The following is a 23280-nucleotide window of genomic DNA, read 5'->3' on the forward strand; positions in this document are numbered from 1 at the left end:
TACTGCGCTAGGATGGGGCCATGGCACCGACGCCCACCGGCCCCGAACACGGCCCCACCGACCCCGCGGCCCCCGACCCCGTGACCACCTCCCCCGTGACCACCTCCCCCGCGGCCCCCGACCATGTGGCAACCATCCAGGCCGAGTGGCGCCGGGAACGACCCGACCTCGACGTCTCCCCGCAGGCCGTGATCGGGCGCCTGCACCGGCTGTCCGGCCGGCTGACCGAGGAACTCTGCCTGGTCTACGGCCGCTACGGCCTCGGCGAGGGCGAGTTCGACGTGCTCGCCGCCCTCCGCCGGGCGGGCGCACCGTTCGAACGGGCCCCCGGGGAACTGGCCGCCCACACCATGGTCACCACCGGCGCCATGACCAAGCGGATCGACCGACTGGAACGGGCCGGCCTGGTCACCCGCCGCCGCAGCGAGGCCGACGGCCGAGGCCGGGTGGTGGCACTCACCGAAGCCGGCCGACGGCTCTTCGACGAGGCCTTCACGGCCCACATGCGCAACGAGCACCGCCTGCTGAGCGTCCTCACCCCCGAGGAGGCATCCGCCCTGGAGGCCCTGCTCACCACCTGGCAGCACCGCCTCGACCACTCCGAAGCACCCCCGACCGGGCGCCCTCACCCATGAGCGGCCGCCCCGGCGGCCACCACGGCGACCGGACCGCCGGGCCCCGGCCCAGGACGAATAATGCCTGCGGATCATTGGACGTGCGTTCTAGGCTGCTCTCCAACCCGTGGACCGAGGAGGCACCTTGGCGGGCTACTCCTACCAGCTGATCTGCGACAACGTGCCCAACGCGGTGGTTCTGACCGACTTCGGCCCCAGGGTGATCGAGGTCGTGAAAGTGCTCCGTCGGCGGGCCGGGCTGAGTCTGTGGCAGGGCAGGTCGCTCCTGGATCGTCTTCCGGCAACCGTCCTCGAGGACGTGTCACAGGAGATGGCCGAAGCCATGGCCCGTGAACTCGTCGAAGTGGGGGCCAAGGCCGAAGTGCGACAACTGGCACAACTGCTGGACACTCGTGGCGGAACGCGCGGGCGACGCCGCTCTCCACGGGCCGAGCCTCATCACCTCGACGACTCAAGGGTGGGCGCATGTCCGAGTTCTCCGTGCGGGATTTCTACGACGAGTTGGCCCGTGACTACCACCTGATGTTCCGGGACTGGGGTGCGAGTGTGGCCCATCAGGCCGGGGTGCTGGGCGAGTTGGTCCGTCAGGGGCTCGGGCCCGGGGCGCAGCGGGTGCTGGACTGCTCGTGCGGGATCGGCACCCAGGCGATCGGGCTGGCCTCGGCCGGGCATCGGGTGGTCGGCAGTGACCTGAGCCCGGCCGCCGCCGCTCGGGCCGCGGCCGAGGCGGCGGCCGGGGGCGGCCGGCTTCCGACGGTTGCGGCGGACATGCGCCGACTGCCGTTCGCGGACGGGGCCTTCGATGTGATCGTCTGCGCGGACAACTCGCTGCCGCACCTGCTCTCCGGCGAGGACGTCGGGGCGGCGCTCCTCGGTATGGGGCGGGTCCTCCGGGAGGACGGACTGCTGCTGCTCACCGTCCGGGACTACGACGAGGCGCGGCGGGCCAGGCCGACCGCGACGCCTCCGCAGGTCTCGGAGACGGGCGCAGGGCAGGCGATCACCTTCCAGCTCTGGCAGTGGCACGAGGACGGTGAGCGCTACGACCTGGAGCACTTCCAGCTCGTCCCCGCCGGGAGCACCTGGGACGTCCGGGTCCGCCGGACCACCTACTGGGCGCTGACGCGCTCGCAGTTGACGGAGTTCGTGGCCGGGGCCGGTTTCACCGACATCACCTGGCACAGCCCGGAGTCCAGCGGGTACTACCAGCCCGTGCTCACCGCCCGGCGCGGTGGTACGGACAGCGGTTCCGTTGCACCCGGCCTCCCCGGCCGGCCGTGACGGACCGGTGGGCTGTCGGGCCGGTGGGCTGTCGGGCCGGCGGGCCGTCGGGCTGTCGGGCTGTCGGGGAAATCCGGATGATCCCTCCTGATCCCGCGCGATAGTGTCACCGGATGCCGAAACGGACTTGGGAGCTCGTACTGCTCGGTGGCGCCTCCGGCGTCGGGAAGAGCGTGGCGGCCGCCCGGATCGCCGGGGCGACCGGTGCCTTCGTCGTGGAGTTCGACGACGTGGTGTCCGCCGTCCAGGAGCTCACCACCGCCGAGCAGCACCCGGCCCTGCACCATTTCGACGGGCCCACCGCGCCCGAGCGGCCGGAGGACAGCTGGCCGCCCGAACGCGTACTGGAGCTGCAGATCGCCACCGCCGAGGCGTTGGAGCCGGCCGCGCTGGGCGTGGTGCGCAACCGCTTGACCGTCCCCGTCCCGGCCGTGGTCGAGGGCGACTACCTCACCCCCGCCGTCTGCGCGCGGGCCGTCGCGCTCGGGCGGGCGACGGGCCGGGACGTCCGCGCGGTGTTCCTGCACGAGGGCGACGCGGAGCGGATCGCCGCCAACTACGCGGCGCGCGAACCGGCGGGCGGCGAGCAGACGGGGCGCGCCGAGGTCGGTGCCCGGTACTCGCACTGGCTCGCCGACGAGGCCCGCCGCCACGCGCTCCCGGTGGTCGACTGCCGCCCGTGGAGCACGCTCGCCGAACGCCTGGAGGCGGCTCTGGACGCGGCTCCGGACGCCGCTCCGGACGCGGCTCCGGACGCCCCGCCGTCCGCCGCAGCGACCAACAGGACCGACGAGCAGCCGCAGGAGGCGCCGTAGCCCACGCGTCCCGCCGTGGTCCGGGGGACACCGCCCGTCCTGGCATGATCGGCGTATGAACGACCGAATCATCGCCGCCTGTGACGGGGCGGCCAAGGGAAACCCGGGCCCGGCGGCCTGGGCCTACGTGGTGGCGGACAGCGCCGGAGTGCCGCAGCGCTGGCAGGCCGGACCGCTGGGACACAGCACCAACAACGTGGGCGAACTCACCGCGCTGGAGCGGCTGCTGTCCGCCACGGACGCAGCCGTGCCGCTGGAGGTCCGGCTGGACAGCACCTACACCCGCGATTCGGTCACCAAGTGGCTGAAGGGCTGGAAGCGTAACGGCTGGAAGACCGCCGCGGGCAAGCCGGTCGCCAACCAGGAGCTGATCCAGCGGATCGACGAGCTGCTCGACGGGCGGGACGTCACCTTCGTCTACGTGCCCGCCCACCAGGTCGACGGCGATCCCCTGAACGCCGTCGCCGACAAGGCCGCCAGTGATGCCGCCCGCACCCAGGAGGCCGCCGGCGGGACGGCCGCCGACCTCCCCGTGCCGGACCCGGCCGCGAGCGGACCCGCCCGCGGGGGAGCCTCCCGCGGCGGCGCGGCCCGGAGCGGCGCCCGAAGCGCGGGCGCTGCCGCCCCGGCCGCCGCGAAGCGTCGGTCCTCGGGCGGCGCTCCGACGCTGTCCGCGCGCTTCCCCGGCACCTGCCCGTGCTCGCGTCCCTATGCCAAGGGGGACAAGATCACCAAGGTGGGCGGCAGTTGGGGCCACCCCGAGTGCGCGACGGCCGCGCAGGACTGAACTCCCGCGCCCGGGCCGATCCCAGGGGTTGTCGAAGAGCCCCCAGCGGCCCGGGCGCGCCTCAGGCGGCGTCCGTCCGCCGCTCCGCGCGGCGGGCCCTGAGCCAGCCGAGGGCGGCGACCAGTCCGACCGTGCCGCCGACGCCGATCTTCACGGCGCCCTTGGCGACCAGCCAGCCCAGGCCGGGAGCCGTCCAGCCCAGCCCGTGCAGTACGAGCAGCAGCACCAGCGCGCCGCAGACCGCGGCGAGGACGGTGACCAGGACGGCCAGGCCGGTCGGCAGTTCGCGCTCCTCCGGCTCCGGGCCGCGGTCCTCGGTCAACAGCTCCCGGGCCCCCGGCGCCGGCTCGTTCGTTCCCCCACTGTTCATGGGGTGAGTCTAACGACGGGCCGACCGGCCCGGTCCCCGCCGATCGGCCGCTCCCACCACGCCCGACCCCGCCGATCGGCCCCTCCCGCCCGGCCTCCTGCGAGCCTCCCCCGGTGTCAGCGCCGGGCGTGGTGGGTGTCCCCGGCATGCTCGCCGGTCTCGTGGTCGGGGAAGCTGACGGCGAGGGTGACCCGGTACTCGAAGACGTCGTCGCGATGGCCGGGGACACGTGCCCAGGCCAGCGAGTGCACCTCGGCCTCCGGTGCCTGCCGGCACCAGGCGGCGGCCTCCTCCAGCGCGCGGGCCGCCGACCGCCCGGTGCACACCACCGCGGTGTACGCGGCCACCGCGAGGTCCCCTCCGCTCCGGCCGCCCCGGGACGCGGCCCGGACGGCGGCGGCCGCACGGGTGAGGTCGCGGGCGAGGTCGTCGACGACTCTGGGCGGCGCGGGCAGCGCGGCCGGGGCCTCGACCACGGTCTCCGGCAGGTTGGTGCTCATTGTCAGGGCCTCCGTCCCTCAGGTGTCCCACTGGTCGCGCGACCCGCCCCGTCCCGGGATCCGCCTGATCACGGGCTCAGGATGACGGGCCGCCGTTCCTGGCATGACCACTTTCACCAGAACGTCACCCGTCCGGGGAAGACGCCCTCCGGTCCTCGACAGCGACCCGACCGCACTGGTAATGAAGGGTTCCGCATCCGGCCTGGTCAGTCGGTCGGCCGAGGGCGCCGCCCGGAGCCCGGCCGCACGTGCGCGTACCACCCCCGTGCCCCGGACCGCCGTCCCGGCCTCCGGAGGCGCCGACTCCGCGCCCGCGACCGGGGCCTCCCTGTGCCCGTGACAGGGTTGTCCAACTCCCGTAGCCGGAACGGGAAATATCGGCCCGTTCCCGGCCGTAGGATCCTGCCACCACGCAGTCCGCCGCACCGGTGGACGACCTTCGGAGGGGGTTCCATGGACCGCAGGACACCGATCACGCCCGGCCGCCGGTACACCTGGCTGCCGGCGCTGGCCCTCGCGGCCGTCGCGGTGGCCGGCTGCTCGTCCTCGGGCGGCGGGTCCACCGCGGCCTCCGCGCCGCCGAGCACCGCCGGCAGCGCCACGACCCCCGGCACCGCCACGGCCCCCGGCACCGGCACCGCGCCCGGCACCCCGAACAGTCCGGCGGCCACCACCCCCGCCGCACCGCCCTCGGCCACCGCCACCCCCGCGCCCACGGCCGCCACCACCCCGGCCGGCACCGGCAAGCGCCCCGCGGACGCCTGCACCCTCCTCACCTCGATGCAGGTCGTCGCCGCAGTCGGCACCTCCGGACCGTTCAACGGCACCCACCCCGACAAGGTGGACGGCAAAGAGGTCTGGGGCTGCACCTGGGGCTCCCGGCAGTCCTACGCCCACATCCGGGAGACCTCCCCCACCGTCCTCGCCGGCCTGAGGACCAACCCGGAGTACACGCTCACCCCGCTCCCGGGCGTGGGCGAGGAGGCCTACCTGGTCCAGCGCAAGGACGGCCTGCGGCCCGAGGTGTACTTCGTCTCCTCCGGACACCTCTACTCCGTCGAGGTGGTCAAGGACCGCGGCCCGAACGACGACGCCAACGCCCCGGCCGAGGCGGCGGCCGCGAGCGGACTGGCACTCGCCCTGTCCAAGCTGGTCTAGCGGGCGCCGGGGCCAGCGCCGGGGCCGGGGCCAGCGCCAGGACCGACCGGGAGCGAACCACCGCCCCCGGTCTACTCAGTTCGGGTGAAGGTCCGTCCACCGACCGATGCGGCCCGCGCCCCGCGCCATAGTCTCGGTGACGGACCGTCACCGTCACCACCCGGATGTCCACGGTCCGTTCGCAGCCGCGGGAACGCGGCTCTCCGGAAGGGCCATCGGCACCATGACACACTCATCGGACGAACACGTAGCGACGACCGGCGGGTCCGGAGCGACGACCGCCGGACACGAGGCGACCACCGGCGGGCCCTCCCGCCGCGAGCTCCTGAGGATCGGCCTCGGAGTCGCGGTGGGAGCGGGGGCGATGGGTGCGGGCGCCCCGGCGGCGGTCGCCAACGGGCCGTACGACCCGACCAGCCCGACGATCACGGTCAAGGTGAAGAACCTCAGCGGCCCGGCCGAGACCGGGCGGTTCGGGGCACCGTGGACGGACCTCGGCATCCCCGTCCGCTGCCCCGACGGCACCCTGCTCTTCGTCTGCGGCGACACCTTCGGCGGCGCCGAGGTGGGCGCGCCCGACTGGAACGCCCCGGTCGGCCTGCGGTCCAGCAGCGCGGACCTCGGCAACCTCCGCATCGACGACGTCGTCCGCGGCGACCACGGCATCAGCCTGGTCGAGGAGCCGCACAACCCGGTCGGCGACACCGCGCACACCACGGCGATCCCGTCCGACGCCTTCGTCGTCGACGGCGTGATGTACATGCACCTCATGCGCGGCGTCATCTACGACACCCACCACACCGACTTCTGGCGCTCCACCGACAACGGCCGGACCTGGGAGTACCTCTGCCAGTGGCCGGGCGACCTGCACGGCGGACAGTTCCAGCAGAAGACCTACGCCGTGGCCGACGACGGCTACTGCTACGTGCTGTCCACGGTCTTCAACCGTGACGTGCAGTCGGGCATGCTGCTGCACCGGGTGCGGCAGGACCGCCTCGGCGAGCCGGACGCCTACGAGCCGTGGGGCTGGGCCGACGGTGCCTGGCGGTGGAACGCGCCCGCCCCGACGACCGTGTTCGGCACCCGCAGGTGGGGCGAGCTGTGCTTCCGCGCCATGGACGGCAAGTACGTCCTCACCTGGCTCAACATGGACCCGCTGTCGATCAGGGCGATGGTCTTCCCGCTCCCGACCTCGGACCTGACCAGGACGCTGGAGCAGACCATGATCCTCCCCGGCAACCCGGGCCAGGAGGTCGGCAACCTGGTCGCCGCCCCGTACGGCGGCTTCGTCGTCCCCGGCTCGACCTTCGGCAACTTCCACATCGTCGTCAGCCAGTGGTACGACCCGACGAACTACCGGATCATGCAGTACCGCAGCGCCCTGCTGTCCTGACCGGGCCGGGTCCCCGGCCTGCTTCCGGCCGGGAGCAGGCCGGAAGCAGGCAGCGGGCGCCGCCGCCCGGCGCAGTGCGTTCCCCCCGGGGCGTGAACGGGGCGGGCTCCGGGGTTCGGGCGGATGCGGGTCCGGCGCGGGCGTTCGCAGAATGACGCGACGGCGCCGCAGCCGTACTCCCCCCCGACAGCCAAGGCGGATCGCATGAGCCGATCGCACCCACCCGCCCACTCCACCGGACCGCAGCCCGCCGGACCGCACCCGGAGCCGATACCCCCGGGTCCGGTGTCCCGGAGTCCGATGTCCCGGGGTCCGGAGCCCAGGGGCTCGACGTCCCGGGGTCCGTCCTCCCCGCCCCCGGGCCCCGCGGCGCCGCCGGCGGGCCCCCGGCGGAGGCGCACCGGGGCGGCCCTGCTCTCCGGCTTCGCGCTGCTCGCCCCGGCCCTCGCCGCCGGCGCGCTCGGCGGCGCGCTCCCCGCCCGGGCCGACAGCCCGACCGTCTCGGTCAACACCATGCGCACCGCCTGGGACGCCAACGAACCCGGCCTCGCGCCCGCCCAGGTGTCCGGCTCCGACTTCGGGCGCCGCTGGTCGACCGCCGTCGACGGCGCGGTGTACGCCCAACCGCTGGTGGCCGGTTCGACCGTGATCGTCGCGACGGCGACCAACCACGTCTACGGCGTCAACGCGGCGGACGGGAAGATCGTCTGGCAGCGCGCGCTCGGCACCCCGGTGGCGTCCTCCAGCGCCTGCCTCTCCCCGGGCACCGGCATCATCTCGACCCCGGTCTACGACAAGGCGACCAAGACCGTCTACCTGGTGAGCAAGTCCAGCGAGGGCGGCGCGCACTTCTCGGTGCACGCCCTGGACGCCACCACGGGCGCCTCGCGCAGCGGCTGGCCGGTCACCGTCTCGGGCTCACCGGTGAACAGCCCCGGGGTGCCGTTCAACACCAACACCTCCGCCCAGCGGGCCGGGCTGCTGCTGCTCGACGGCGCGGTCTACTTCGGCTTCGCCTCGGACTGCGGGCTCGGCACGTATGTCGGCACGGTCGCGGGCGTCAACACCAGCACCCGCAAACTCACCCTCTGGTCCACCGAGTCCGGCTCCGCCTCGCAGAACGCGGGGGTCTGGATGAGCGGCGGCGGCCTGGTCTCGGACGGCTCCGGGCGGATCTTCATCGCGACCGGCAACGGCGCGGGCGAGGGCTCCTCGCCGCTGAAGGGCCCGGGCGACAAGCCCGGCGGCCACTTCGCCGAGTCCGTCGTCCGGCTCGGCGTCAACAGCGACGGCAGCCTCGCCCCTCGCGACTTCTTCAGCCCCACCAACAACCGCGAGATGGACCACGGCGACGTGGACCTCGGCTCCGGCGGACCGGTCGCCCTGCCGTCCGGTTTCGGCAACGCCGCGCACCCGCACCTGATGGTGCAGGTCGGCAAGGACGGCCGGATCTTCCTGCTGGACCGGGACAAGCTCGGCGGCATGGGCCAGGGCCCCAACGGCACGGACGGCGTGGTCGGCACCACCGGCCCGTTCAAGGGCATCTGGGGCCACGCCGGTGTCTGGGGCGGCGACGGCGGCTACGTCTACCTGGTCGAGAACTACGGCTCGCTGCGCGCCCTCAAGTACTCGGTGAACAGCGCCGGGAACCCCCAGCTGACCAGTGCCGCGACCAGCGCCGAGGGCTTCGGCTACGCCTCCGGCTCCCCCGTCGTCACCTCCAACGGGACGGCGGCCGGCTCGGCCCTGGTGTGGTCGGTCTACTCGGGCACCGGACCGGGCGGCCAGAACGGCGAACTGCGGGTCTACGACGCGCTTCCGGTCAACGGCTCGCTCAAGCTGCGGCGCAGCTTCGCGCTCGGCACGGTGACCAGGTTCTCCGTCCCGGCGACGGACGGCGGACGGGTGTTCGTCGGCACCAAGGACGGCCACCTGGTGGCCTTCGGCCGGTCCGCCTGAGCCGGTCCGTCCGCGCCCGACACGCCCTGTCCGAAACCCCCCGCCGCACCCCGACACACCCCGTGACGCCCACTCGACACGGCACTGCCGGACCGGCACACTCGACACCGGTTTCCCTCCCGGGCCCCGCCCGGGTGCGGAGTCCGTCGCGTCACCCGTTCGATCGCGAATGTCACACGATCGCACGGTCCGGACCGGCGGGCGGACCCGGCGGCTCGTAGCGTCCTGCTCCAGGGGCCGCCGGACCCCGACCCCCACCCCCACTTCACCGAGGAGGGCAACTCCCATGAAGTCCACGCTCACGCCCCAGCTGAACGTCACCACCGCCACCGTCGCGCCGGCCGCTCCGGCGGCCGTCGCCAAGCCCGCCTGGTCCGCCCCGTCGGTGCAGTGCCACCGCACCGGCGCGGAGGTCACCGCGTACGCCGCGCGGACCACTCGGTGACCCAGGCTTCCACCATCGCGTCGACCCGCGAGGAGTTCGCGGCCAGGCTGTACGGCCTGCGGGGACGGTACTGGGACACCCACCCGTTCCACCTGCGCCTGCACTCCGGTGGCTGCACGCCACCGGAGTTGCGGCGCTGGGTCGCCAACCGCTGGTACTACCAGCTGTGCCTGACCCGGAAGAACGCCGCGATCATCGCCAACTGCCCGCTCCCGGAGGTCCGTCGGGAGTGGACCCGGCGGCTCGGCCAGCAGGACGGGCCGCAGGAGGGCGAGGGCGGGCTGGCCGACTGGCTGGTGCTCGCCGAGGCCGTCGGCCTGGACCGCGCCGAGGTCCTGGACGAGCGGCACGTGGCGCGCGGGGTGCGCTTCGCCGTCGACGGCTACCTGCACTTCTGTCAGACCCGGCCGTGGACCGAGGGTGTCGCGGCCGCGCTGACCGAGATGTTCTCGCCCGACCACATGGCCGAGCGGGTGATCGCCTGGCAGAAGCACTACGACTGGATCGACCCGGCCGGCTACGCCTACTTCGAGCACCGGATCCCCGACGCCCGCCGGGACAGCGCCCGGACGCTCGACGTGGTGCTGGACCACTGTGTGACGGCCGAGCAGCAGAGCGCCGCGGTGTCGGCGCTCGCCTTCAAGTGCGAGGTGCTGCGGGCGATGCTCGACGCGGTCGACTACGGCCCGGAGACCGCCGCCACCGCCGGGGCCGCCGCCACCCTGGAGGCCACCGGAACCGGGGCCGCCACCACCGAGACCGCCACCGCTCCCGTGCCCGCCGGGGCCGGCCGGTGAACGCCGCACCCGCCGCCGCGGCCCCCGGGCTGCGGCGCGGGGTGCGGCTGGTCCACGACCCGGTCCGCCAACAGGACGCCCTGCTCTACCCGGAGGGCGTGCTACTGCTCAACGGGACCGCCGCCGCCGTGCTGCGGCACTGCGACGGACGGCGCGACGCCGCCGGGGTCACCGCCCGGCTCGCGGAGGAGTACGAGGGCGTGGACGCCGGCCAGGTGCTCGCCCTGCTGGCCGACCTCGCCGAACGGCGGCTGCTCGCCCTGGACGGCACCGGCGGCCCGGCCGACCCGCAGCCGGCCGCCGGACTGCCCGGGGCCGCGGTCGGCAAGCGCGCCCCCGCCCCCCTCGGCCTGGTCGCCGAACTCACCCACCGCTGCCCCCTGCAGTGCCACTACTGCGCCAACCCGGTCGAACTCATCCGGCAGCGGGACGAACTGGACACCGGGCAGTGGCTGCGGGTGCTCGACCAGGCGCGCGGACTCGGTGTGCTCCAGGTCCACCTCACCGGCGGCGAGCCGCTGCTCCGACGCGATCTGGCCACCATCGTCGCGCACGCCCGGGGGCTCGGCCTCTACACCAACCTGATCACCAGCGGGCTGCCGCTGGACGGCCCCCGCGCCGCCGAACTCGCCGCGGCCGGGCTGGACCACGTGCAGCTGTCCGTCCAGGACGCCGACCCGCGGCAGGCCGACACCATCGCCGGCCTGACCCGGCTCAACGGCCCCACCGGGCACGAGCGCAAGCTCGCCGCGGCCGCCCTGCTCACCGGCGCCGGACTGCCGCTCACCGTCAACGCCGTGCTGCACCGCGCCAACGTCGAGCGCCTCGGCGAGATCGCCGACCTCGCGGTCGAGCTCGGCGCCGACCGGGTGGAGCTCGCGCACACCCAGTTCTACGGCTGGGCCTGGGTCAACCGGGCCCACCTCGCGCCGAGCGACGCGCAGGTCCGGCAGGCCGAGCAGGACGTCGCCGCCGCCCGGGCGCGGCACGGCGACCGGATCGAGATCACCCATGTCGTCGCCGACCACCACAGCGGCACCGCCAAGCCGTGCATGAACGGCTGGGGGAACGAGCAGTTGGTGGTCGCGCCCGACGGTGCCGTGCTGCCCTGCCTGGCCGCCGCCCAGCTGCCCGGGCTGCCGGTGCCGAACGCGGTCACCGACGGTCTGGCCGCGAGCTGGCACGACTCGCCCGCGTTCAACCGCTACCGGGGCACCGACTGGATGCCCGAGCCGTGCCGCAGCTGCGACCTGCGCGAGCAGGACTTCGGCGGCTGCCGCTGCCAGGCCTTCCAGTTCACCGGCGACGCGGGCGCCACCGACCCCGCCTGCCGGCTCTCCCCGCAGCACCACCTGGTGCACGCACCCGCGCCGGAGGCCGACCCGGCGCCGCGGGCGCGCCGGTTCACCGCGCCCGTCCCCCCGATGCCGTCGGTGCTGCCGGTCCAGGCCGTCCCGGCCCTGTCGACCGATCCGACCTTGTCGACCTTGTCGACCGATCCGGCCCTGTCGCCCGATCCGGCCCTGTCGACCGACCCGTCCGTGCCGGGCCCGGCGTGAGCGCCCCCGGCCCGGGACCCGTCCCTCGGAGCACGCACTGAAGATCAGGATCCTCGGCACCGCCGCCGGCGGCGGCCTGCCCCAGTGGAACTGCGGCTGCGCGGGCTGCGCCACCGCCCGCCGCACCGGCGCCGCCCGCAGCCAGGACTGCCTCGCGGTCAGCGCCGACGGCGCCGCCTGGTACCTGGTCAACGCCTCCCCCGACCTGCGGTCCCAGCTGCTCGCCACCCCCGAGCTGGCGCCCCCGCCGGGCACCCGGGACACCCCGCTCCGCGGCGTCCTGCTGACCAGCGGCGAACTCGACCACACCCTGGGTCTGGTGACCCTGCGCGAGGCCGCCGAGCTGACGGTGCACGCGACCGCCCCGGTCCGGGCCGCGCTGCACGAGGCGTTCCCGGTCGGTCCGCTGCTCGCCCCCTACACCAAGGCGCGCTGGCACACCGTCGTCCCCGGGGAGCCGGTCGAACTGGCCGGAGGGCTGGTGGCCGAGGCACTGGCCCTCGGCGGCAAGCGGCCCCGGTACGCAGCCGACCTGGCCGCCCTGCCGGCGGGCGAAGGGGCGGGGGGACCGTCCGGCGGCCGCACGGACTGGGTGATCGGCTACCGCTTCACCGAGGCCGGCGGCCGTGCCCGCGCCGTCTACGCCCCCGGTCTGGCCGCCTGGACGCCCGCCGTCGACCGGGCCGTGGCCGACGCGGACGTGGTGATCCTGGACGGCACCTTCGCGACGGACGACGAGCTCGCCGAACGCACCGGCGGCGCCCGCGGCTCGCGCGGCATGGGACACCTGGCGGTCGCCGACTCGCTCCCCCACCTGGCTGGCCGGCCCGGGCCGCGCTACCTCTACACCCACCTCAACAACACCAACCCGCTGGCCCACCCGGGTTCGCCGGAGGCCACCGCCCTGGCCCCGGCACTGGCGGCGGCCGGGGCGGCCGTGGCCGAGGACGGGATGCTCCTCGACCTCTGAAACGCGGCCCCGTCCCGTCCCGCCCCGGCGGCGCGTGACCGTGTCCGGTCGAACTGCTCCACCGTCCGTTCACCGAACGGTGGCGCCCGGTATTGCCCCAGGCCACCGGGGGCCTGTCAGATCGTCGTGATACTAATCATTCGGGTGATGAGATCTGTCATGCACCGGCAGGCACGATGGTGACAGCCTGTCCGTTCCCACGGGACCGGACGGTGACGGGGAGGGGCAGAGCATGGTGACCAGGAACGGCACGGCCACGCGAGGCGACGGCGGACCCACGGGGACGGAGCGACGGACCGGTCGGACGACCGGCCGCCGGCTGCGGCTCGGCAAGCGGCTCACCGGCATGCTGGCGGTCTTCACCGCCCTCGCGGCGCTGACCGGCTCCCAGGTGACCGGCCTCCGGCTCGCCCCGGCCGCCGCGGCCGAGCCCGTGCCGGACCAGCCCGGTGGCAGCGCCGCGCTCTTCCCGGGGCTCGGCGCCGACGGCACCGCCGCGCCGTTCGGCACCGGCGCCACCCCGCTCCCGGGCACCCTCGGCACCGCGCCGGTCGACGGCGGCGGCACCCTGCCGCTCGCCCAGCCGCCGCTCGCGCCGCTCACCTCGCCCTTCGCCGATCCGCTGCGCTCCGGGCCGGCCCTGCCGGAGACGGTGTTCGCCGCCTACCGCAAGGCCGAGGCCGCGCTGCTCCTGCGCTCCCCCGGCTGCCACCTGCCCTGGCAACTGCTCGCCGCGATCGGCGAGGTGGAGTCCGGCCAGGCCGGCCGCGGCGCGGTCGACGCCGGCGGGACGACGTTCCGTCCGATCCTCGGCCCGGTGCTCAACGGCGCCGGCTTCGCGGCGATCGGCGACACCGACGGCGGCCGCTTCGACGGCGACAGCCAGTGGGACCGCGCCGTCGGACCGATGCAGTTCATCCCCTCCACCTGGGCCTCCTGGGGCGTGGACGCCAACGGGGACGGCAAGGCCGACCCGAACAACATCTACGACGCCGCCGAGGCGGCCGGCCGGTACCTGTGCGCGGTCGGCCGCGACCTGTCCGACCCGGCCCAGCTGGACCGGGCGATCCTCGGCTACAACCACTCCGCCGAGTACCTGCGCACGGTCCGGAACTGGATGGCCCACTTCGGCACCGGCAGCCCGGTCACCACCCCCGACCGCCCGGGCACCCCGAGCCCGCTGACGCCGCTGCTCCCGGTCGTGCCGGTGGCACCGCTCGTGCCGACCACCCCGCTGGCCCCGGTCACGCCGACCACGGCCACGACACCGGCCACGACGCCCACCACGGCGCCGACACCGAGCCAGAGCAGCACGCCGACCGCCCCGGGCACCCCGAGCACCACCCCCAGCACGCCGTCGGGCGAGCCCTCGCCGAGCGCGACACCCTCCGGCACGCCCTCGCCCTCCGCGTCCGCCTCGCCGTCCGCCGAGCCGAGCGGCACCCCGAGCGGCACGCCCACCACCGCACCCACCACCACGCCGTCGGGAAGCCCGAGCCCCAGCGCGACCGCGACGCCGACGGCCACGCCCACCGCCACGCCGACCGGCACCCCGTCCACGACGCCCACCGCCACGCCGACGGCGACGCCCACGGACGCCCCGAGCACCTGCCCCACCCCGACCGGCACGCCGACCGCGACCGCGAGCCCCACCGCGACGCCGTCCGGCACCCCCTCCGCCACCCCCGGCGCGACGGCCACCCCGACCGCCCCGGGTTGCCCCACTCCCACCCCCACGCCGTCGGACACCCCGTCCGCGAGCACCACCCCGAGCGCCCCGAGCGCCACCACCTCCCCGTCCGCCGCGCCGTCCCCTTCGGCCCACTAGGGGTTGTCCGACCCGCGCCTGCGGGGCGCGGTGGCACGGAAGCGATACACGAGGGCCCGGCGCGACCGCCGGGCCCTCATCGGTCATCGAGCTGATCGGATGAGCGCATGTATGGCAGTCACTCCATAGACGCCCCCTGGGGCGCATCCGTGTTCGGCGCGGCGAGCGTGGACGCGGCGCCGGACCTGGCCCGGCTCCGGGTGGCGATCGCGGAGACGCGGCCGAAGCCGGGTGAGGCGTTCGAGGCCACCCGGGGCGGGGTCAACCGGATCCGGGACGTGCTGCGCGGTCACGGGATCCCCGACACGGCGGTCTCGACCTCCCGACTGGATCTGAAGTCCTCGTGGGACTACGGCGGCGAGCGCAAGTTCCTCGGTTACGAGTGCACCGCCTCGTTCGTGATCGAGCTGCGCGAGCTCGACCTGCTGGAGTCCGTGCTCGTCGACGTCGTCGAGGCCGGGGCGAACCAGGTCGACGGTGTCGAGTTCGACGTGAGCGCCAAGAAGGAACTGCGCGCGCAGGCCCGCAGGGCCGCGGTGGCCGCCGCGCGGGAGAAGGCCGAGCTGTACGCGGAGGCCGCCCAGGTCCGGCTCGGTCCGGTCGTCCACATCAAGGACGTGGACTCCGAGCAGATGCCGAACAGCTACCGCAGTCACCGCGGCGGCGGCGCGGGTGGCGACGGCGACGGCGACCTGACGCCGGGCAGGATCAGCGTCACCGCGGGCGTGGTCGTCGGCTTCTCGCTCATCGGGGGCTGACCGCACTCCCGGCCGGTTCGCGGTGCCCGGCCACGCCTACGGCCGGGCACCGCGGCCGGGCGGTCAGCGCCCGGCCTGCCGCTCCAGCGTCTCCTTCATCACCTGGGCACCCCGGACGATGCGCGGCCGGACCTGGTCGATCATCTTGTGCGGCAGCACATCGGTGATCCAGACCAGTCGGCAGTGCCCGGCCCTCTCGGGGAAGACCTGGAAGGCGGCGTGGTGGTGGGTCAGCGGGATCCGGAACCCCTCCACCGCCGAGTAGGCGAGCCGGCGCAGGCCGTCGTCGACGCTCACGATCAGCTCCCGCACGACCGCGCCACCCGGCACCGTCAGATACCGGGTGTCGCCGTCCGTCCGGACGTCGAGGACATAGCCGGGAACGAGCCGCTCGTGCACCGCGCCCACGTCCCGGACCGCGTCCCGCACGTAGTCGGCGCCGGCTTCGATCGTGATGTCCTTCACGACGGTGGCGATTGCCGTTCTCCTTGTCTGCGGCAATGACTGACGATCCATCATGATGATTGTCCGTCAGAACGCGACCAGGTCGGGACCGGAGCGGCGCAGCGCCGGGGAAGGGCTTCACCGATCGGGACGGGCCTGGCGAATCAGGCTGGGTCGAGGTCCGGGCCGGGGTCCGGGTCCTCGGTACCGGCGGGGTTGCCGTCCGGTCGGCCGGGGGCCCGGCCGGACGGGGGAAAGGCCGCGATGAGCGTGGTGGTCACGGCGAGGCCGAAGTTCCCGGCGTTGACCGCGGTAGCTCCGGCGAGGGTCATGGCGATTCCGGCGATCGCTCCGGACAGGGTGAGCCCGGCGAGCCGGGCGGTTCGGCCGGCGAGCCGACCGCGGAGCCGGCGGCCGGGGGTCCGCTCGGCCGGCCGCCGCGGATCGCGGCCGGTCGAGGGTGTCTGGTTGTGCACGCGAAGCCCTCCTCCCGTGCGGTCCGGCCCGCCGGCCGAACCGCCGTTCTCCGAGACCTCGGAATATCGTCATCCGATTCGATTCCGGAAATGTCCGTCGATCGACCTCGCGGAAAACTCCCCGTACCGCGTGACGGACCCGGAACCGAACGGTGCGACGGCGGTATTTCCCGACACCGCACCGTGTCTACAGATCACCACCCCCCGGGGCGTCCCGCCAGATTCGAAGCCGATCACGCGCCAGGTCCGGGCAGATCCCTCCTTTTCACGGACAACGGTTCGACGACTTGGGACACGGCGCGTCCCGGATTGGCGCCGGACGCGTATGCTGTCGGACACCTCGGGACACCGTCGGACAGGCATGGGGGCTGTGCGATCTCGATGAACGGGAACTCCACGGATCATCTCGATCCCGCTTCCGCCGCGAGCAAGGAAGACCTCGCGCGCTGTCTGAGAATGCTGCGGATCCGCGCGGACAGCCCCTCCTACCGGGATCTGGAGAAGCAGGCCCTCCAGATCGGCCGCTCGCTGCCGAGGACGACACTCGGCGAGGTCCTGTCCGGCCGCCGCTTCCCGAGCAAGGCGTTCCTGCTCGTCTTCGTCGAACTGTGCGGCGTCGACCCGGCCGCCGACCCGGCCTGGGAGGGCGCCTGGAACCGCCTGGCCGTCCGCTACAAGGCCGACGTCCGCGCCGAGCCGAGACCGGGTGCGGAGGACCCGCGCCCCGACGTGTCCCGCCAGGAGCTCCGGGCCGCCCGGCATCGGGTGCGGGAGCTGGAGGAAGAGGTGGCGGAGCTGCACGCCGCCGCCACGGCCCGCACCGAGGCGTCCCGGCAGGCCGGGGAGGCCGTCGGACGGGCCGTCGAGGCCTGGACGGCGGTGGCCGACGAACTCGACCGACGGGGCGAGCGCGCGCTCGCGGCCCGCGCCCGCACCGCGCTCGCCGAGTTGGCCGAAGCCGAGTTCGCCGGGGCCGCCGCTGGAGTGCGAACAGCGGCCGGAGCCGGTGCGGGAGCCGCGGCCGCACCCGCCGAGCGGACCACCGCCGGTCCCGTTCCCGCCCCTGCGCCCGTCCCGCCCGCCCGGTCGGCGCCCGAGGCCGACCCGGATGCCGCACCGCTGCCCGGCCGGGTCAGCGGCAGCCTCCCGGCGGTCTGGAACGTCGAGCCCCGCAATCCGGAGTTCACCGGCCGCGACACCGTCCTGGCTGACCTGCGCCACCGCCTCGACACCGGGAGCACCGGCGGAGTGCAGGCCCTGCGCGGGGTCGGTGGCGTCGGCAAGACGCAGATCGCGATCGAATACGCCTGCCGGTTCGCCTCCCACTACGACGTGGTCTGGTGGATCGCCGCCGAGGACCCGGCACTGATCGGCGAGCAGGTGGCGGCCCTGGCGGTGGAGCTGGCGCTGGCCGAGCCGGGCACCGACACGACGACGGCGGTCGCCGTCCTCAAGGCCCATCTGCGCGGCCGGAATCGCTGGCTATTGGTCTTCGACAACGCGGACGACCGCGCCGGGGTGGCCAAGTGGCTTCCGGGCGGCCCCGGCCACGTGCTGATCACCTCACGGGCCGGCGGCTGGGAACGGATCGCGACCACCGTCCCGGTCGACGTCATGGAGCGGGACGAATCGGTGGCCCTGCTGCGCACCCGCCGCCCCGAGCTGAGCCCGGAGGACGCGGACCTTCTGGCGCGGGCCCTCGCCGACCTGCCGCTCGCCCTGGCCCAGGCGGGCGGCTTCCTCGCCGAAACGGCCACCCGGGTCGTCGATTACCTGACCCTGCTGGACAGCCACGCGACGGCAGTGCTGACCGAGGGCAGCACCGGCGACTACCGCAAGCCGCTCGCGGGGGCCATCGACCTCAGTGCGACGCGGCTGGCCCGGCTGGACCCGCTCGGGCTGGCAGTCGTGCGGCTGTGCGCGTTCCTCGCCCCGGAGTCCGTCCCGGTGCACTGGCTGCTCGCGTTCGGACGGTCGACGGCGGCCCGGGCCCTGCTGGCCCCCGGTCCGCACGCCCCCGGCGGCCCGCTGGCCGCCCTGGCGCTGGCCGACACCGACCCGGTCGCCCTGCACCGTGGCGTCGGTTCGGCCGTCCGGCTGGGCCTGGCGACCAGCACCCATGACGGCGTCCGGCTGCACCGCCTCGTCCAGGCCGTCATCCGGGACCAGCTGGGCGCGGACGCCGCCGACGTGCGCCGCCACGCGCGGACCGTCCTCGTCCAGGCCGCGCCCGGCGACCCGGAGGACCCCGCCACCTGGGCGACCTGGGCCCGGGTGGTGCCGCACCTGCTCGCCGTCGACCCGGGCGGCGCCGACTCGCCGGAGCTGCGCGACCTCGCCTGCGACGCCGCCTGGTACCTCACCGAGCGCGGCGACTCCGAGGCCAGCGCCCGCCTCGCGACGGACCTCCGCACCCGCTGGACGGCCGTCTCCGGTCCCGACGACCGGCACGTCCTCCGGGCGAGCCGCTGCCTGGCGCGCGCCCACCGCGAGCAGGGCCGGTACGAGACGGCGCACCTGCTCTACGAGGCGTCGATGCCGCGCAGCCGCCGGGTCCTGGGCGAGGACGACCCGCAGACCCTGCGGCTGGCGCACGGGCACGCGATCAACCTGCGCCTCCGGGGCCGTTACGAGGAGTCACGGCGGCTCCAGGAGGACACCCTGACCCGGTACCGGCGGCTGCTCGGGCACGACCACCCGCACACCCTGCACTCGGCGAACCACCTGGCCGCCGACCTCAGCGCGCTCGGCCGCTACGAGGAGGCCCGCGAACTCCACGAGGAGACCCTGACCCGGTACCGGCGGGTGCTCGGCGACGATCATCCCGACACCCTCCGTTCGGCGAACCACCTGGCCGCCGACCTCAGCGCGCTCGGCCGCTACGAGGAGGCCCACGAACTCCACGAGGAGACCCTTGCCCGCTGCCGACGGGCGTTCGGCGAGGACAGCCCGCACACGCTCCGGGCGGCGGACTCCTACGGCACCACCCTGCGCCGCCTGGGGCGGCTGGACGAGGCGCACCGCCTCCAGCGGGACACGCTGGCGCGGTACCGGCGGGTGCTGGGCGACGACCACCCGCAGACGCTGCGGACGGCGCACAACTTCTCCGAGACGCTCCTCGCCCGGGGAGAGCGCGAGGAGGCCCACCGGCTCCAGGCCGACGCCCTGGAGGCCGCCCGGCGGGTGCTCGGCGCGGACCACCCGGAGACGCTCCACGCGGCCCGGCACCTGGCGCTCATCCGGTCCGATCCGGGCCGCTGACCGAACGGGACGCACGGACTTCCACCATTCCTGGGACAACGCTGGCCGCCGACGGTCAGGACATTCTACGATTGACCGACACCGGTCAGTAATCGGCGCATCGATCGCGTGGGAATTCCCCGGGCCGGCCAGCTGGTAGCTTACTGCCGCACTGCCGCCCCCGAGCCGAGGAAATGGCCGATGATCGATCCTAAGATCGCACTGGTAATGGCGAGGCCCCGTCCGGAAATCAATGCCGACCATGACATGCCCCTGCTCCTCCGGGCGCTTTCCGAGGCCGGTGCCGACGCAATCTCTACGGAATGGGACGATCCGGGCGTCGACTGGTCGGAATTCGATCTCGCGGTGATCCGATCCACCTGGGACTACACCTGGCGGAAGCCCGAATTCCTCGACTGGGTCGACCGCTGCAGCCGGGCGACCCGACTGGTCAACCCCCCGGAGGTGGTGCGCTGGAGCTCGGACAAGAGCTACCTCGGCACCCTCGCGGCGGCCGGCGTCCCGGTCGTCCGCACCCGTTACCTGGCCCCCGGCGACCCCGCCGACCTGCCCGACGACCACGAGTACGTGCTCAAGCCGGTGATCGGCGCCGGTGCCCGCTACGCCGCCCGCTACCGGCCCGAGCAGCACGACGAGGCGCACGACCAGGTGGCCCGGATGCACGCCGAGGGCCTCACCGCCATCCTCCAGCCGTACATGAGCGGCATCGACACCACCGGCGAACGGGCGCTGGTCTTCGTCCGGGGACGGTTCCTGCACGCGATCCGGAAGAACGCGGTGCTCTCCCCCGACGTGGCGTTCGACCAGCGGAAGGTCGCCCACCCGGGGATCCAGCCGTGGTCGCCGACCGCCGCCGACCTCGAGGTCGCCGAACGGGCGCTGGCCGCGGTGCCGGGCTCGTCGGACCTGCTGTACGCCCGGGTGGACCTCGTCGACAACGCCGACGGCACCCCCCTGGTGATGGAGCTCGAACTGGTCGAGCCCAACCTCTTCCTGGCCGCGCACCCGGGCTCGATGTCCACCGTGGTCCAGGCGATCACCACGGCCGCCGCGGACGCCGCCGCCCAGCGCGGCACCCGGCGCCACGCCGAGGACGACCGGGCGGTCCACGAACGACGCTGAGCCGGGAACACGACTGGCACCGGCCACCGCGGCCGGCGAGGGGGGACAGTTGATGAGTTCGGGCGACGACACCGCCACCGGCACCGGGGCGCCCGGCAGGGGGGCGGTCGGCGGCATACCGGCGACCGACCCGACCGCCGACGCGACCGGGGAGGCGGCCCGGAAGGCGGCCCGGAAGGCGGCCGGGGCCGCGGACGAGGAGGGCGTGCTTCCGTTCGCCTGCCCCGCCGCCCTGGCCGAGCCGCCCGGGCTCGCCGGGCTCCGCGAGCGCGGCGGCCTGGCCAGGCTCCCCACGGCCACCGGCGACCGCGCGTGGCTCGTCACCGGCCACGCCGACGTCCGCGCCCTCTGCGGCGACCCCCGGATCGGCAAGTCCCATCCCGACCCGGCCCGCGCGCCCCGGCTCTGGGAGGCCGCGCTGCTCGGCCCCGAGACCAATCACGCCACGGCGGTGGCGGACCACCGGCGCTGGCGGACCACCCTCACCGAGGCCTTCGGCGCCCGCCGCGTCGAACGGCTCCGGCCCCGGCTCCAGGCCTCCTTCGACGCACTGCTCGGCGCGCTGCTCGACACCGGCCCGCCCGCCGAACTGTGCGCGGACCTCGCCCGACCCTTCGCGCTCGGCGTGATCTGTGACCTCATCGGCATCCCGACGGAGCGGCGGGACGCCTTCGCCGCCTGGTCGGACCGGGTGCGCCGGGTCCCGGACCCCGGGGGGACGGCGGACGCGGCGGAACGGCGGGGCCTCGACCGCACCATCGGCGAGCTTCTCGACCGGCGCCGCCGCGCCCCCGCCGACGACCTCCTCACCGAGCTCGCCGCCCGTGCCGACGCGCCGGACGCAGTTCGGAGCGGCGCTCTGCGCCCCGACGAACTCCCGCACACCCTCAGCGGCATCCTCCTGGCCGGCTACGAGACCGTCGCCACCCGACTGCCCTACGGCCTGCTGTACCTGCTCGCCCACCCCACCGCCCGCGCGGCGCTCGTCGCCGACCCCGGCCTCGCCCCCACCGCCGTCGAGGAGGTCATGCGACTCGCGGTGCCGGGCGGCAGCTGGATGCCCCGCTATGCCCGCACCGACCTGGAGTACAACGGCAGCCGGATCGCCGCCGGCGACCTCGTGGTGTTCTCCTTCCAGTCCGCCAACCGGGACGAACGGGCCTTCCTCGACGCGGGCACCCTCGACCTCGGCCGCACCCCCAATCCCCACCTGGCCTTCGGCCACGGCAAGTACTTCTGCCTGGGCGCCGGACTGGCCCGGCTGGAGCTGCGGATCGCTTACGAGACCCTGTTCCGCCGCCTGCCGGACCTCCACCTCGCCTGCGCGCCGGAGGAGGTCCCGGTCGACGGCACGAGCGTGACCGGCGGCCTCCGCACCCTCCCCGTCAACTGGGGCCGCCCCAGCGACAGGTGACGGACCCGGCGCCGACCGGACGCGGGTGCGCGCGCTCCGGGGTGGTCCCTCAGCCGTTCTCCGCTCCTGCGCCGTCCCCGTCTCGGCTCTCCTCGTCCTCGTCCGCGTCCTCGTCCTCCGCGTGGAAGATGCCCGCCTCGCGGTCGCGCTGTTCCTGGACGCGCAGCGGGAGTTCCGGGTCCCAGTCCGAACTGCGGGGCAGTTCCGGGCCGTCGGGGCCGAGGCGGACCACCAGCTCGACCCGGACCAGTCGGAAGTGGCGGTCCGCCGCGCGGAGTTCGTCGGAGCGCTCGGCGTCCAGGCGGTCGGCGGCCTCCGCGTAGCGGGCGAGTTCCTCCTCGCCGAGGTGCGGGTCCAGCCGGGGGGCGAACTCCCGGAGGTAGGCGGCCAGGGTGTCGCGGGCGTGCTGGGGGGTCTCGCAGGCGCCGGTCATCGGGCCCCAGCCGCCGTCCCGGTACTCCGCGACCGCGCAGTGCACGGGCAGCACCAGCACGTTCGGGTAGAGCTGGGAGGAGCGTCGCGCCTGCTCCCGGACGTCCTCCGGGATGGAACGGCCGGTCGGCACCAGGGACATCATGTCCAGCCGCAGGATCCCGTCGACCAGGGTGACGCCCGCCGCCGGGTCGATCACGAACCCGGTCGTCCGGGGCGGCAGCCGGTGCCCCTCGCCGACGGCGGCCGGGTCCGGGTCGGTCGGCCGGGGCGGCTCGATGCCGTCCGGGCCGGAGCGCAGCACCTGCTCGGCACGGAAGATCCGGTAGTCGCGCCCGCCGGCGGAGATCTCGTCGAGCGCCTCCCACTCCAGCCGCTCGTGGGCCGCGCGGTAGGAGGCGCGATCCTCCTCGTCGAGGTCGCGGTCGGCGGCCCGGCCCGGACCGGGCTCGGCGAGCGCCCAGGACCGGAACGCGTGGCCCAGGTCGTCCCGGGCGGCCTGCGGGGTGGTGGCATGGAATTCGACGATCCGCCAGGTGCCCGAGCCGGTGCGCTCCAGGCTGCCGAAGACCGGCGGCATCATCATCAGGTTCGGGTACTTCTCGCGGGATGCCCAGGCCTCCAGACCGGCCACCGCGGCCACCGGGTCGTCCGTGTGGGTGACCCGGATCGTCAGGTGCTCCGGCAGCTGCGCAGCGTCATCGTCCATGCGGCCAGTGTTAGCGGACCCGCCGAGAGCCCCGCAGGGTTATCGCGGAACTCCACCCGACCGAACCCGACCGCGGTCGGCCGGGTGCCCGGGCACCCGGACCGGCCCGTCCGGGAGACCCGGGCGGGCCGTGCGGCCGAGCCGGTTCGGAGCCGGTTCGGAGGTGG

At 74.8% G+C, this 23280-nt stretch carries 22 protein-coding genes; 17 read left to right on the forward strand and 5 right to left on the reverse strand.

The genetic code is table 11. The features are described 5' to 3' along the window. Positions 1-20: 20 nt before the first annotated feature. The 5 genes from BI06_RS38490 (at position 21) to BI06_RS38505 (ending at position 3518) form a co-directional block, all read left to right on the forward strand. A complete protein-coding gene (locus BI06_RS38490; protein ID WP_082558989.1) occupies positions 21-635 on the forward strand; it encodes a MarR family winged helix-turn-helix transcriptional regulator in 615 nt (204 codons plus the stop codon). A 172-nt stretch (positions 636-807) separates the two neighbouring features. Then, positions 808-1158, forward strand: coding sequence for a ribosomal protein L7/L12 (locus BI06_RS55700; RefSeq protein ID WP_369826366.1), 351 nt, complete (start codon positions 808-810; stop codon positions 1156-1158). Then, complete coding sequence (locus BI06_RS38495) at positions 1101-1916, forward strand: bifunctional 2-polyprenyl-6-hydroxyphenol methylase/3-demethylubiquinol 3-O-methyltransferase UbiG (RefSeq protein ID WP_043476011.1); 816 nt, start codon at positions 1101-1103, stop codon at positions 1914-1916. The genes BI06_RS55700 and BI06_RS38495 overlap by 58 nt, the downstream gene beginning before the upstream one ends. Before the next feature lie 113 nt (positions 1917-2029). Then, a complete protein-coding gene (locus tag BI06_RS38500; RefSeq protein ID WP_051742773.1) occupies positions 2030-2731 on the forward strand; it encodes an AAA family ATPase in 702 nt (233 codons plus the stop codon). A gap of 55 nt (positions 2732-2786) precedes the next feature. Next, complete coding sequence (locus BI06_RS38505) at positions 2787-3518, forward strand: ribonuclease H (RefSeq protein WP_043476014.1); 732 nt, start codon at positions 2787-2789, stop codon at positions 3516-3518. Between the two features lie 61 nt (positions 3519-3579). Here the strand turns inward: BI06_RS38505 and BI06_RS38510 are convergent, their stop codons facing one another. Further along, the gene (locus tag BI06_RS38510; RefSeq protein WP_149030614.1) at positions 3580-3888 is read right to left on the reverse strand and encodes a hypothetical protein; all 309 of its coding nucleotides are present in this window, start codon (positions 3886-3888) and stop codon (positions 3580-3582) included. 116 nt (positions 3889-4004) lie between these two features. Next, positions 4005-4388 (reverse strand): hypothetical protein, encoded by a 384-nt coding sequence (locus BI06_RS38515; protein ID WP_030398215.1) that lies wholly within the window; start codon positions 4386-4388, stop codon positions 4005-4007. Positions 4389-4841: 453 nt separating this feature from the next. Here BI06_RS38515 and BI06_RS51825 point away from each other — a divergent pair, with 453 nt between their 5' ends. The 9 genes from BI06_RS51825 (at position 4842) to BI06_RS38555 (ending at position 15255) form a co-directional block, all read left to right on the forward strand. After that, positions 4842-5546 carry a hypothetical protein gene (locus BI06_RS51825; protein ID WP_051742774.1) on the forward strand — a complete coding sequence of 235 codons (705 nt, stop codon included), beginning with the start codon at positions 4842-4844 and terminating at the stop codon, positions 5544-5546. 364 nt (positions 5547-5910) lie between these two features. After that, the gene (locus BI06_RS38525) at positions 5911-6939 is read left to right on the forward strand and encodes a DUF4185 domain-containing protein (RefSeq protein WP_199523420.1); all 1029 of its coding nucleotides are present in this window, start codon (positions 5911-5913) and stop codon (positions 6937-6939) included. Between the two features lie 300 nt (positions 6940-7239). Then, the gene (locus BI06_RS38530) at positions 7240-8898 is read left to right on the forward strand and encodes a PQQ-binding-like beta-propeller repeat protein (RefSeq protein WP_030398212.1); all 1659 of its coding nucleotides are present in this window, start codon (positions 7240-7242) and stop codon (positions 8896-8898) included. Between the two features lie 286 nt (positions 8899-9184). Continuing rightward, positions 9185-9343, forward strand: coding sequence for a pyrroloquinoline quinone precursor peptide PqqA (gene pqqA / locus BI06_RS45635; protein ID WP_063795114.1), 159 nt, complete (start codon positions 9185-9187; stop codon positions 9341-9343). Beyond that, a complete protein-coding gene (pqqC, locus tag BI06_RS38535; protein ID WP_082558992.1) occupies positions 9340-10140 on the forward strand; it encodes a pyrroloquinoline-quinone synthase PqqC in 801 nt (266 codons plus the stop codon). The genes pqqA and pqqC overlap by 4 nt, the downstream gene beginning before the upstream one ends. Further along, the gene (gene pqqE, locus BI06_RS38540) at positions 10137-11699 is read left to right on the forward strand and encodes a pyrroloquinoline quinone biosynthesis protein PqqE (protein WP_063795115.1); all 1563 of its coding nucleotides are present in this window, start codon (positions 10137-10139) and stop codon (positions 11697-11699) included. The genes pqqC and pqqE overlap by 4 nt, the downstream gene beginning before the upstream one ends. 49 nt (positions 11700-11748) lie before the next feature. Continuing rightward, positions 11749-12669 carry an MBL fold metallo-hydrolase gene (locus BI06_RS38545; protein ID WP_304440903.1) on the forward strand — a complete coding sequence of 307 codons (921 nt, stop codon included), beginning with the start codon at positions 11749-11751 and terminating at the stop codon, positions 12667-12669. 232 nt (positions 12670-12901) lie between these two features. After that, positions 12902-14497, forward strand: a complete 1596-nt coding sequence (locus BI06_RS55270; RefSeq protein ID WP_063795116.1) for a lytic transglycosylase domain-containing protein — start codon at positions 12902-12904, stop codon at positions 14495-14497. Between the two features lie 107 nt (positions 14498-14604). Beyond that, positions 14605-15255: an SIMPL domain-containing protein gene (locus BI06_RS38555; protein ID WP_030398207.1), complete on the forward strand. Its 651-nt coding sequence runs from the start codon at positions 14605-14607 to the stop codon at positions 15253-15255. Positions 15256-15318: 63 nt separating this feature from the next. Here the strand turns inward: BI06_RS38555 and BI06_RS38560 are convergent, their stop codons facing one another. Both BI06_RS38560 and BI06_RS38565 read right to left on the reverse strand, forming a co-directional pair. After that, positions 15319-15720, reverse strand: a complete 402-nt coding sequence (locus BI06_RS38560; RefSeq protein WP_199523421.1) for an SRPBCC family protein — start codon at positions 15718-15720, stop codon at positions 15319-15321. A 143-nt stretch (positions 15721-15863) separates the two neighbouring features. Then, complete coding sequence (locus BI06_RS38565; RefSeq protein WP_043476018.1) at positions 15864-16175, reverse strand: hypothetical protein; 312 nt, start codon at positions 16173-16175, stop codon at positions 15864-15866. A 381-nt stretch (positions 16176-16556) separates the two neighbouring features. Here BI06_RS38565 and fxsT point away from each other — a divergent pair, with 381 nt between their 5' ends. The 3 genes from fxsT (at position 16557) to BI06_RS55275 (ending at position 21972) form a co-directional block, all read left to right on the forward strand. After that, complete coding sequence (gene fxsT, locus BI06_RS38570) at positions 16557-19436, forward strand: FxSxx-COOH system tetratricopeptide repeat protein (protein ID WP_158516517.1); 2880 nt, start codon at positions 16557-16559, stop codon at positions 19434-19436. 180 nt (positions 19437-19616) lie between these two features. Beyond that, positions 19617-20558 carry a RimK family alpha-L-glutamate ligase gene (locus BI06_RS38575; protein WP_051742776.1) on the forward strand — a complete coding sequence of 314 codons (942 nt, stop codon included), beginning with the start codon at positions 19617-19619 and terminating at the stop codon, positions 20556-20558. Between the two features lie 52 nt (positions 20559-20610). Further along, a complete protein-coding gene (locus tag BI06_RS55275) occupies positions 20611-21972 on the forward strand; it encodes a cytochrome P450 (RefSeq protein ID WP_051742777.1) in 1362 nt (453 codons plus the stop codon). Positions 21973-22021: 49 nt separating this feature from the next. On the opposite strand, the gene BI06_RS38585 is transcribed toward BI06_RS55275, so the two are convergent. Further along, a complete protein-coding gene (locus BI06_RS38585; RefSeq protein WP_051742778.1) occupies positions 22022-23113 on the reverse strand; it encodes a DUF5954 family protein in 1092 nt (363 codons plus the stop codon). Between the last annotated feature and the right edge of the window lie 167 nt (positions 23114-23280).

Source organism: Kitasatospora sp. MBT66 (assembly GCF_000710405.2).
GTDB classification, from domain to species: Bacteria; Actinomycetota; Actinomycetes; order Streptomycetales; family Streptomycetaceae; genus Kitasatospora; species Kitasatospora purpeofusca.

Bases quoted from the DNA above. Each gene is read 5' to 3' on its own strand.
- BI06_RS38490 (WP_082558989.1), top strand. From the start codon at position 21: ATGGCACCGACGCCCACCGGCCCCGAACACGGCCCCACCGACCCCGCG.
- BI06_RS38495 (WP_043476011.1), top strand. From the start codon at position 1,101: ATGTCCGAGTTCTCCGTGCGGGATTTCTACGACGAGTTGGCCCGTGAC.
- BI06_RS38500 (WP_051742773.1), top strand. From the start codon at position 2,030: ATGCCGAAACGGACTTGGGAGCTCGTACTGCTCGGTGGCGCCTCCGGC.
- BI06_RS38505 (WP_043476014.1), top strand. From the start codon at position 2,787: ATGAACGACCGAATCATCGCCGCCTGTGACGGGGCGGCCAAGGGAAAC.
- BI06_RS38510 (WP_149030614.1), bottom strand. From the start codon at position 3,888: ATGAACAGTGGGGGAACGAACGAGCCGGCGCCGGGGGCCCGGGAGCTG.
- BI06_RS38515 (WP_030398215.1), bottom strand. From the start codon at position 4,388: ATGAGCACCAACCTGCCGGAGACCGTGGTCGAGGCCCCGGCCGCGCTG.
- BI06_RS51825 (WP_051742774.1), top strand. From the start codon at position 4,842: ATGGACCGCAGGACACCGATCACGCCCGGCCGCCGGTACACCTGGCTG.
- BI06_RS38525 (WP_199523420.1), top strand. From the start codon at position 5,911: ATGGGTGCGGGCGCCCCGGCGGCGGTCGCCAACGGGCCGTACGACCCG.
- BI06_RS38530 (WP_030398212.1), top strand. From the start codon at position 7,240: ATGTCCCGGGGTCCGGAGCCCAGGGGCTCGACGTCCCGGGGTCCGTCC.
- pqqA (WP_063795114.1), top strand. From the start codon at position 9,185: ATGAAGTCCACGCTCACGCCCCAGCTGAACGTCACCACCGCCACCGTC.
- BI06_RS55270 (WP_063795116.1), top strand. From the start codon at position 12,902: ATGGTGACCAGGAACGGCACGGCCACGCGAGGCGACGGCGGACCCACG.
- BI06_RS38555 (WP_030398207.1), top strand. From the start codon at position 14,605: ATGTATGGCAGTCACTCCATAGACGCCCCCTGGGGCGCATCCGTGTTC.
- fxsT (WP_158516517.1), top strand. From the start codon at position 16,557: ATGAACGGGAACTCCACGGATCATCTCGATCCCGCTTCCGCCGCGAGC.
- BI06_RS38575 (WP_051742776.1), top strand. From the start codon at position 19,617: ATGATCGATCCTAAGATCGCACTGGTAATGGCGAGGCCCCGTCCGGAA.
- BI06_RS55275 (WP_051742777.1), top strand. From the start codon at position 20,611: ATGAGTTCGGGCGACGACACCGCCACCGGCACCGGGGCGCCCGGCAGG.
- BI06_RS38585 (WP_051742778.1), bottom strand. From the start codon at position 23,113: ATGGACGATGACGCTGCGCAGCTGCCGGAGCACCTGACGATCCGGGTC.